The following is an 8,936-nucleotide window of genomic DNA, read 5'->3' as shown; positions in this document are numbered from 1 at the left end:
CTTCAAGGCAATAGCCATGAAAGTACGCCGCGAGCCAGAACAACCGTGCGAACACAGCGTATCATGTCCGGTTCCTCTGACAAGGCCCGCCGGCCGGCTGCACGCGCCGCTCCGGGCAAGGACTACGACTGGGACGGAATGTATGTCGCGATCATCCGCCGGGTGCACGAGCACGGCGTGCCGGCAAGCCAGGCGGACTGGGTGAGCGAGGTACAGGACTGGTTCGTGATCCGATCGGAGGGCACCGCCGTGCCTGACGAGCGCACGATTCGGCGCCGGCTCACCCCGATCTGGCGGGCGCTGCGCGAGCCCGCCTGAGCGGCTCCGGGGCGGCGCGCTGACTCATCCCGAACGGTGCGCCGCGCCCGTTGTCGCCTCGGTCGGGGATGTGGTGCCGGTGTCAACGCGGGCATCGGCGTCGTGCACCAGCACCGGCCGCGGCCGGAAGACGCTGGCCACGGCATCGACCCCGGCGCGGAGCGGCGAGTCCATCAGATGCGTATAGCGCTGCGTATTCTGCATCTGGCTGTGGCCGAGCAGCTTGCCGATCATTTCGAGCGAGGCGCCGCCCGAGACCAGGAGCGACGCGAAGGTGTGGCGCAGGTCGTGGATGCGCACGTCCGCAATCTCCGCCTGCCGCTGGATCCGGACCCAGAAGCGGCGGATCTCCTTCACCGGCTGACCCGGCACATCACCGGGGAAGAGCCAGGGCGTGCCCGCCGGCGCGAGCAGCCGGCGCTGGCGGACGATGGCCGCGGTCTCCTCCGAGATCGGCACCCGGTGCACCCGGCGCTGCTTGGTGGTGCCGGCGGGCTTCGACCAGCTCAGAAGCTCGAGGTTGAAATGCTCGAACCGCGCCTGGCGCACCTCGCCCAGCCGCGCCCCGGTCTACATGCCCATCCGGATGATGTCGGCCGCGCGCCGGTCCTCGGCCGCGTCGAGCGCCGCGGCCAGCCGGTCGATCTCGGCCTTCGACAGGAAGCGCTCGCGTGCCGTCTCGGTCCTCCGCCGGAACCCCTGCGCCGGGTTCTCCGAGCACCAGCGCCAGGCAAGTCAAACGGACGCATATAGTTTATGTTGCCGAAACCAGAACCATGCGGCAAAATAGTGGTTCCGGGGAGGAGCGATGACGGCACCATTGTCGAATATCCGCGTTCTGGACCTGTCCAACGTGCTCGCCGGACCGTTCTGCGGCCATCTTCTGGTGCATATGGGGGCCGAGGTCATCAAGGTGGAACCCCCCGCCAAGGGCGATCTTGCGCGTGAGCTCGGGGCGGATGCCGCGTTGAATACCTCTAAAATGGGCGTGTCTTTCCTTGCCCAGAATGCAGGCAAGAAATCGGTCACACTCAACCTTAAGGATTCAGAGGACACTGCCACCTTCCTGAAACTGGTCAAAACTGCCGATGTTTTGGTGGAGAACTTCCGCCCCGGCGTCATGGCGCGACTGAGACTGGACTATGCACGCCTGCGTCACGTCAATCCTCGGCTGATCTACTGCGCAATATCGGGTTTCGGTCAGACCGGCGCATGGGCGCATCGTCCGGCCTATGACCAGATTATCCAGGGCATGAGCGGAGTGATGTCGATCACCGGCGATGCCGAAAGCGCGCCGTTGCGTGTGGGCTATCCGGTTGCCGACACGGTCGGCGGGCTCACTGCTGCCTTTGCGGTCGCATCGATGCTGAATGCGCCGCAGCGTGGTGGTTTCATTGATGTCTCGATGCTGCACGCGACTTTAGGCACGATGGGCTGGGCCATCTCAAACTGGCTGGTCGCCGGGGTTGCGCCAACGCCCAATGGCAACGAAAATCTAACTTCTGCCCCTTCTGGCACCTTTCGCACGCGCGATGCGCCGATCAACATCGCGGCCAACAAGGATGAGCAATGGCGCATTCTCGCCCGCCATATCGGCCGGGAGGACCTAATTGACAACCCTAACTACCGGACGCGTGAGGATCGCAAGCGCAACCGGCACGCCCTGCGCGCCGAGATTGAGGCGGCGCTCGCCGCACGCCCCGCCGAAGCCTGGGTCGACGACTTCAACGCGCTCGGTGTGCCGGCGGGCAAGGTCTTTTCGGTGCCCGAAATCCTCGAGCATCCCGAAATCGCGGAGAGCGGCCTCGTTGCCCGGTTTGACGACGTGCCGGGGGTCGAACGCCCGGTGCGGGTGGTGCGCCCCGGATTCCGCATCGACGGCGAGGTGCCGGCGGTCTCGGCACCGCCGCCGGCGCTCGGACAACACACCGAAGAGATCCTGACCTCGCTGTCTGTCGGCGGCCGTCAGGTTGGGGTCGGCTCGATCGGCGATCGAACCGGCGCGACCGGCCCTGGTCGGAGCGATGAGGGATGAGATCAACCCATGGGAGGACGACATGAACGACATGAAACACCGGATACTTTGCCTTGCTGCGGCATCCACCGTGGCTTTCGCCGCCGCGCTGCCGGTTGCCGCGCAACAAACCTATGACCGGATCCATTTCCTCGTCCCCGGCGGGGCCGGTGGCGGCTGGGACGGCGCTGCCCGCGGCGTGGGCGAAGCGCTCACCGCGGCAGGCCTCGTCGTTAATGCCAGCTTCGAGAACATGTCGGGCGGTGGCGGCGGGCTGGCCTTCACCTACCTGATCGACAACGCGGCGTCGAACCACGGCACGCTGATGGTGCAGTCGACCCCGCTGATCATTCGCGGGCTGACCGGCGAGATCAGCCAGACTTTTCGCGATGCGGTCCCGATCGCGGGTGTGCTGGGCGATTATGGTGCCCTTGTCGTGGCGCAAGACAGCGAAATCCATACCTTTCAGGATTTCCTGGACGCCTACGCCGCCAACCCCGATGCCGTCGCCACCGGGGGCGGGTCAGTCCCCGGCGGGATGGATCACCTTGTCGTCTCGCTGATCCTCGAGGCTGCCGGCGTGAACGCCGAGGATGTGCAGTACATTCCCTACGACGCCGGAGGCACGGCTATGGCCGGGCTGCTGTCGGGCGAAGTCGTGGCGCTTTCGACGGGCTTTTCCGAAGCGGTCGACATGGCTGCGGCCGGCGAAGTGCGCATCCTCGGGTTGACGGCCCTCGAGCGGCTGGAGGAATTCCCCGACGTGCCGACCTTCGCCGAGCAAGGCGCGGAAATGGAGTTCGTCAACTGGCGCGGCTTCTTCGCCGCCCCCGGTCTGCCCGAAGAAGAGGCCGACGCTTTTGTCGCTACCCTGAAGGCGATGATGGAAACCCCCGAATGGGAGGCCGTGCGCGCACGCAACGGCTGGACCAACATCTGGTACGCGGGTGATGATTTCACCGAGTTCCTGACCAATCAGGAAGAGGAAATGCGCGAGATGATGACCGATCTCGGCTTCCTCTGAGCCAGGGCCGGCCCCGGCCTGCGCCGGGGCGTCCACCGCTTTCGCCGAGGGAGGATCTCATGGCGCTCGATCGCTGGCTGGCACTGGCCATCCTGGGGCTGTGCCTCGTTTACGGATATACCGCATGGTTCACGATGGATGCGAACCTGCCGCGCTTCATGCAACGCAATCCCGTCTGGCCGAGCACCTTTCCCAAGGCGCTTTCGGTTATGGGCGCGATTTGCGCCGTGTGGATTTTGGTCTTTCAGAAACCGTTGCCCGAACCGGGCCCGGACGACGTCGATTACCGCAAGTTTCTTTCCTATAGCTGGGGTCGGGCGCTGGCGCTGATCGCGCTGATGCTGCTCTACGCCGCCACCTTGCGCCCGCTCGGCTTTCTCGGCTCCACCATCGGCTTTCTGGTCATCGGGGCCTGGATCCTAGGCGAGAAGCGCCTCTACGTTTCGCTGCCGGTGGCGCTGGTCGCGGCGGGGGGGATCTGGTGGCTGGTTTCCGAGGTGCTGGGCATCTTCCTGCGGCCCATGCCGATGTTCCTGATGTAGAGGACGCGCATCATGCTGGACGGTATTCTTCTAGGGCTTTCGACGGCGCTGTCGGTCCAGAACCTGTTTCTGGTGACGATGGGCTGCATGATCGGCACGCTGATCGGCATGTTGCCGGGCCTGGGGCCGATGTCCATCATCGCCATCATGATCCCGATCGCCATCGGCATCGGCGACCCGTCCGGCGCGCTGATCCTGCTGGCGGGGGTCTACTACGGGGCGATCTTCGGCGGTTCGACCAGCTCGATCCTGATCAACGCGCCGGGCGTCGCCTCGACGGTGGCCACGAGTTTCGACGGCTACCCGATGGCGCGCCGGGGAGAGGCGGGCAAGGCGCTGACGGTCGCCGCGATCGCCAGTTTCATCGGCGGGTCGGTCGGCGCCATTTTGCTGATGATCTTCGCGCCGGCGCTCTCGTCGGTGGCGCTGCTCTTCCACTCGGCGGAGTATTTTGCCCTGATGGTGCTGGGCTTGGCAGCGATCGCGGCCTTTTCGGGCCAGGGCAACGTCGCCAAGGCCGTGCTGATGACCCTGCTCGGGCTGATCATGGCGACGGTCGGCGAAGGCGCGCTGTTCAACGTCGCCCGCTTCACCATGGGCTTTCCGCAGCTGCAGTCGGGCTTCGGTTTCATCACGCTGGCGATGGCGATGTTCGCCCTGCCCGAGGCGATCTTTCTGGTCATGCACCCGGCGCGGTCGGGCAAGGGCGACAAGTCGGCCGCGATCGGCAAGCTGCGCATCACGCGCCAGGATGCGCGTGACATGGCGCCGGTGGTCGGCCGGCAGTCCCTTCAGGGCTTCTTCATCGGCGTCCTGCCCGGCGCCGGTGCCACAATCGCGTCGTTCCTGGGCTATGCGGTGGAGCGCAACCTAGCTAGCCCGGCCGAGCGCGAGAAGTTCGGCAAGGGTTCGGTCAAGGGCCTTGCGGCGCCCGAGTCGGCCAACAACGCCGCCTGTTCGGGGTCGTTCGTTCCGTTGCTGACGCTGGGCATTCCGGGGTCCGGGACCACGGCGATCCTGCTCGGCGCGCTTATCTCGCTCAACGTCACGCCGGGGCCTCGGTTGATGACCGACAGCCCCGAGATCTTCTGGGCGGTCATCATCTCGATGTACATCGGCAATGTCGTGCTCCTGGTCCTGAACCTGCCGCTGATCCCCTACATCGCGAAACTGCTTTCCGTGCCACGCCCGTTCCTGATCCCGTTCATCCTGTTCTTCACCCTGATGGGCAGCTACATCGGCCAGAACAACCCCACCGAACTGCTGATCCTGGTGCTGCTGGGCATCGGCGCGACGGCGCTCCGGATGGCGGACTACCCGCTGGCGCCGCTGCTGATCGGGTTCATCCTGGGCCGCATGATGGAGGACAACTTCAGCCGCGCGATGCAGCTCTACCGCGGGCCGTCCTTCCTGTGGGAACGGCCGATGACCGCCGCGCTTCTGGTTCTGGCGCTGATCCTGCTTGTCCTGCCGACTTGGCGATCCCGGCGCGAACGGAAGCGGAAAATTGACACCTCGATGGGGGATTGACCAGCCGCGCCTGATCGCGTTCACCGCAACCTCGGCCGGCATCGCCGTCTTTTTGGCGCTGGAGTTGCCGCTGCCGTTTCTGATCGGGCCGATGGCCGCGTGCCTGATCGCGGGTCTGGCCGGGATGCGGATGCGCGGCATGGGCGCGCTGGGCGATGCGATGCGCACCATTCTCGGCGTGGCCGTCGGCGCCTCGATCACGCCGGAACTGCTGAGCGAACTGCCGCGAATGGCGGCGTCGCTGGCGCTGGTGCCGGCCTATCTGGTGCTGGCCGGGCTGGCCGGCTATCCGTTGCTGCGCCGCGCATTCGGGTTCGACCAGCCGACGGCGTGGTACGGTGCGATGCCCGGCGGCTTGCAGGACATGCTGATCTTCGGCGAGGAGGCGGGCGGCAACCCCCGCGCGCTGTCGCTGATCCATGCGACGCGGGTGCTCCTGATCGTAATCGTGGCGCCGCCGCTGCTGTGGGCGGTCGGGGGGGTCGACTTTCATACGCCTCCCGGACAGCCCGCCAGCACGACGCCGCCCGTTCAGGTCCTGCTGATGCTGGCGGCGGGGTTGGGCGGCTGGCGCATCGCACGCCGTGTCGGCCTGTTCGGCGCCTCGATCCTCGGGCCGATGTTTGCCGCGGCGGCGCTGTCGCTAGGCGGGCTGATCACAATGCGACCCCCGGCAGAGGCAATCTGGGCCGCGCAGGTCTTCATCGGGCTGGCCGTAGGCGTGCGCTATTCGGGCCTCGCCTGGCATGAGTTGCGCCACGACGTTGCGGCGGGCGCTGCGCTCAGCCTGATGCTAGCCGTACTGACACTCGTCTTCGCCGCAACCGTCTACTCGCTGGGGCTCGCCCCGCAGCTGGAGGCGTTCTTGGCCTTTGCCCCCGGCGGTCAGGCGGAGATGGCCGTTCTCGCGTTGCTGGCTGGCGCGGATCTCGCGTTCGTGGTCAGCCATCATGTCACCCGGATCGTGCTGGTGATCGCCTTGTCACCGCTGATCCTGAAACTGATGAAAGGACGAAGGCGATGAGTGACGTATCCGACTGGTGGCGAACCTCGATCATCGACATGGCGCCGGGGCGCATTGCGCTGCGCGGGCGGCCCATCGAAACCCTGATCGGGCAGGTCAGCTTTCCGCAGATGATCTGGCTGATGCTGCGCGGTACGCTTCCGTCCGACGCCGAGGCGCAACTGCTCGAGGCCGCGCTCGTCGCGGCGGTCGATCACGGGCCGCAGGCCCCGTCGATCGCCGCCGCCCGCATGGCGGTGACCTGCGGCCTGCCGCTCAACGGGGCGATGGCTTCGGCGGTGAATATGCTCGACAACGTGCATGGCGGCGCCGGCGAACAAGCGGTCGAGCTCTATCGCGACATCCGCGATCGCCTTGAGGCGGGCGAGGCGCTGCCCGACGCGACGGCGGCTGGACTGGCTGCCTGTCGCGCCAAGCGGGGCAGGTTCATCCCGGGTTTCGGCCACCGCTTTCACAAGCCCGTGGACCCACGTGCGCCGGTTCTACTGGGCCTGGTCGATACCGCCGCCGCGCAGGGCACGGTCCCGGGCGCGTTCGCCACCATCGGTCGCGCCGTCGAGGACGCCTTGCGCCAGGAAAAGGGCAAGGCCGTCCCGATGAACATCGACGGGGCCACCGCCGTCATCTATGCCGAGTTGGGGTTTCCGGCCCCCCTCGCGCGTGGGCTGTTTTGCCTGTCGCGTTCGGTCGGCATTCTGGCCCATGCCTGGGAGCAGATGCAGCAGGGCGGGCGCAACAAGGGCCCGACGCCCCCTGCGTACCGCTGGACTTTTGAGCCCTCCTCCGAAGACACCGCTAACCATCCGACGCATCGAGAACCATAGTCCCGCCTCCCTCCAGCAACCTATGAGGACTGGTGGCAAGCGCTAGGCTGGGTGCGCGACGGCCACGCTCCCGCTGGCGTCGAGACCAATCATGCACTAACAAAAAACGTGGACCACCCTATGGGGGCAGGTCACTCGAACCAATAGAATCGTTCCCCAATATCCGCAAAAAAAATGCGTTGTCGTTGATGCGGTCTGCCCCATCAGCCTCCTGCGCCATGCGACCGCAAAGGGAGGGGCGCGCGATATTCAGTCCGGCTTAAAAGTCCGTCCGGAAAGAAAAGGACGGCGAAACGACCGATGATTTGTTCGTGTTCCTGACCTGCGTACCGAACTCCGAGGTGCGTGCGATTCATCCAAAAGGCGATGCCGGTCGGTCATTCTGACGCAACCGAAGGAGTGGCAGACTTGGCATTCAGCCCCCATCAAGGCGGCGGCCTTGCCGTCTGCCAGCGATGGCGACCATGTTTCGCCAGTCAAATTGTGATAGGGTCCGCTGACCCGCTAGCAGGCGGGAAACGAGATCAGAGGAGGTCATGATGACGGAAGGTGTCTACAAGATCGTCGAGGTCGTCGGCGTCAGTGAGAAGTCGTGGGAGGATGCGGGTAGAAAGGCTGTGGAGGCGGCGTCCGGCTCGATCCGCGACCTTCGGGTGGCCGAAGTGGTGAAGCTGGACATGAAGGTCGAGGGCGGGAAGGTTGCCGCCTTCCGTGCGCGCGTGGCGCTCTCCTTCAAACTGGAAGCCTGACCACAGGCCCCCGCAAGATAATGTCGCGGGTTCGGGCCACGCCGGTAGACGCTGGCCCGGCCTAGGAGCCTTACTCGCGGGATAACCATTTCCTCAAGCGAGGGCACCGAGAAGCGAACGGCAGGCCATGCCAACAGATGAACTTGGCATGACCGGCGCCAAGAGCTTTGGCTTCGTGTAAGTCCTTGCCTAGAGGCACCATGGGCGGTAGGCCTCCTTGCAATTGAATGCGAATCGGACGCTTGGATTGGACCGACGCGATGGCTCGACCACCTCCCGACGGGATGCGGCGACACCGGACTTTCTTGAACAGGCGCGCCGCCTTCGTGAGATGCAGGACTCGGAGCCTGCTTCTGCTCGATCTGGCAATAAAATTCGGACTTGGATCCCGCAAGGCCTACTACCTCGTGGAGATCGATCGAAAGTTCAGCACCCTCAAGGTCGATCGGGCGCGGCTGCTGGGCATCGGCTGGACCAAGGCGCAGATCATCGCCGAGCATGCTGATCAGGGCAACATCGATGACCTCTTGAGCAAGGCCGAAAGCCATTCGGCGAAGGAGTTGCAGACGATCCTCGCGGACGGCGACGCCTCGCGCGCTCAGCATTGCGTCCTGTTCTATCTCAACGACGACGAATACGAACTGCTGCGCAAGGTCCTCCAGCAGCGTGGCGCGCGTCCCGCGCCGCGGGGCTTGCACGGAAAGGAACAAGCACTGGTGAAGGCGCTGAAGGAACTGGAGTAGGGCGGTTCCGCTGCGCCATAATGATGTATGCGAAGCTGCGGGTTGCAGTGTTCCGGACAACCCTTATCCAGCCCCCTGCCCTGCAGCGCGCTCCGTCCTTTGACGCAAGCGGGGCGCTGGCCTTGGAACCAAGACGGCCCGTTCCGGTTTCCCCCTTGTGTAATGAAC

The 8,936-nt window shown here is 65.4% G+C and carries 9 protein-coding genes and 1 pseudogene; 9 read left to right on the top strand and 1 reads right to left on the bottom strand.

From position 1 onward, the window contains the following. Positions 1 to 63 precede the first annotated feature (63 nt). Positions 64 to 318 carry a hypothetical protein gene (locus tag IM708_RS19405; RefSeq protein ID WP_245243341.1) on the top strand — a complete coding sequence of 85 codons (255 nt, stop codon included), beginning with the start codon at positions 64 to 66 and terminating at the stop codon, positions 316 to 318. A gap of 24 nt (positions 319 to 342) precedes the next feature. On the opposite strand, the pseudogene IM708_RS19400 reads toward IM708_RS19405, so the two are convergent. Then, positions 343 to 1,074: pseudogene (locus IM708_RS19400) on the bottom strand (site-specific integrase); the annotation flags it as partial. Between the two features lie 52 nt (positions 1,075 to 1,126). Between IM708_RS19400 and IM708_RS19395 the strand changes: the two are divergent. The 8 genes from IM708_RS19395 (at position 1,127) to IM708_RS19360 (ending at position 8,768) form a co-directional block, all read left to right on the top strand. After that, on the top strand, positions 1,127 to 2,353 hold the full coding sequence (locus IM708_RS19395; RefSeq protein WP_209428226.1) for a CoA transferase: 1,227 nt from the start codon (positions 1,127 to 1,129) through the stop codon (positions 2,351 to 2,353). Positions 2,354 to 2,384: 31 nt separating this feature from the next. Beyond that, complete coding sequence (locus IM708_RS19390) at positions 2,385 to 3,356, top strand: tripartite tricarboxylate transporter substrate-binding protein (protein WP_245243342.1); 972 nt, start codon at positions 2,385 to 2,387, stop codon at positions 3,354 to 3,356. 59 nt (positions 3,357 to 3,415) lie between these two features. Then, positions 3,416 to 3,898, top strand: a complete 483-nt coding sequence (locus IM708_RS19385) for a tripartite tricarboxylate transporter TctB family protein (protein ID WP_209428224.1) — start codon at positions 3,416 to 3,418, stop codon at positions 3,896 to 3,898. A 12-nt stretch (positions 3,899 to 3,910) separates the two neighbouring features. After that, the gene (locus tag IM708_RS19380) at positions 3,911 to 5,428 is read left to right on the top strand and encodes a tripartite tricarboxylate transporter permease (RefSeq protein ID WP_209428223.1); all 1,518 of its coding nucleotides are present in this window, start codon (positions 3,911 to 3,913) and stop codon (positions 5,426 to 5,428) included. Further along, positions 5,406 to 6,452 carry an AbrB family transcriptional regulator gene (locus IM708_RS19375; RefSeq protein WP_245243340.1) on the top strand — a complete coding sequence of 349 codons (1,047 nt, stop codon included), beginning with the start codon at positions 5,406 to 5,408 and terminating at the stop codon, positions 6,450 to 6,452. The genes IM708_RS19380 and IM708_RS19375 overlap by 23 nt, the downstream gene beginning before the upstream one ends. Further along, positions 6,449 to 7,276 carry a citryl-CoA lyase gene (locus IM708_RS19370; protein ID WP_209428222.1) on the top strand — a complete coding sequence of 276 codons (828 nt, stop codon included), beginning with the start codon at positions 6,449 to 6,451 and terminating at the stop codon, positions 7,274 to 7,276. Before IM708_RS19375 ends, IM708_RS19370 begins: the two co-directional genes overlap by 4 nt. A gap of 539 nt (positions 7,277 to 7,815) precedes the next feature. Further along, a complete protein-coding gene (locus tag IM708_RS19365) occupies positions 7,816 to 8,025 on the top strand; it encodes a dodecin family protein (protein ID WP_209428221.1) in 210 nt (69 codons plus the stop codon). Positions 8,026 to 8,267: 242 nt separating this feature from the next. Then, positions 8,268 to 8,768 (top strand): hypothetical protein, encoded by a 501-nt coding sequence (locus IM708_RS19360; protein ID WP_209428220.1) that lies wholly within the window; start codon positions 8,268 to 8,270, stop codon positions 8,766 to 8,768. Positions 8,769 to 8,936 lie beyond the last annotated feature (168 nt).

This window comes from Pararhodobacter sp. SW119, assembly GCF_017811755.1.
Classification (GTDB): domain Bacteria; phylum Pseudomonadota; class Alphaproteobacteria; order Rhodobacterales; family Rhodobacteraceae; genus Pararhodobacter.
Note: the sequence above shows the minus strand (reverse complement) of the source record. Positions and strands in the feature narration are given on the sequence as shown.

Excerpts from the sequence above, each read along its gene's own strand:
- IM708_RS19405 (WP_245243341.1), top strand. The coding sequence starts at position 64 with ATGTCCGGTTCCTCTGACAAGGCCCGCCGGCCGGCTGCACGCGCCGCT.
- IM708_RS19395 (WP_209428226.1), top strand. The coding sequence starts at position 1,127 with ATGACGGCACCATTGTCGAATATCCGCGTTCTGGACCTGTCCAACGTG.
- IM708_RS19390 (WP_245243342.1), top strand. The coding sequence starts at position 2,385 with ATGAAACACCGGATACTTTGCCTTGCTGCGGCATCCACCGTGGCTTTC.
- IM708_RS19385 (WP_209428224.1), top strand. The coding sequence starts at position 3,416 with ATGGCGCTCGATCGCTGGCTGGCACTGGCCATCCTGGGGCTGTGCCTC.
- IM708_RS19380 (WP_209428223.1), top strand. The coding sequence starts at position 3,911 with ATGCTGGACGGTATTCTTCTAGGGCTTTCGACGGCGCTGTCGGTCCAG.
- IM708_RS19370 (WP_209428222.1), top strand. The coding sequence starts at position 6,449 with ATGAGTGACGTATCCGACTGGTGGCGAACCTCGATCATCGACATGGCG.
- IM708_RS19365 (WP_209428221.1), top strand. The coding sequence starts at position 7,816 with ATGACGGAAGGTGTCTACAAGATCGTCGAGGTCGTCGGCGTCAGTGAG.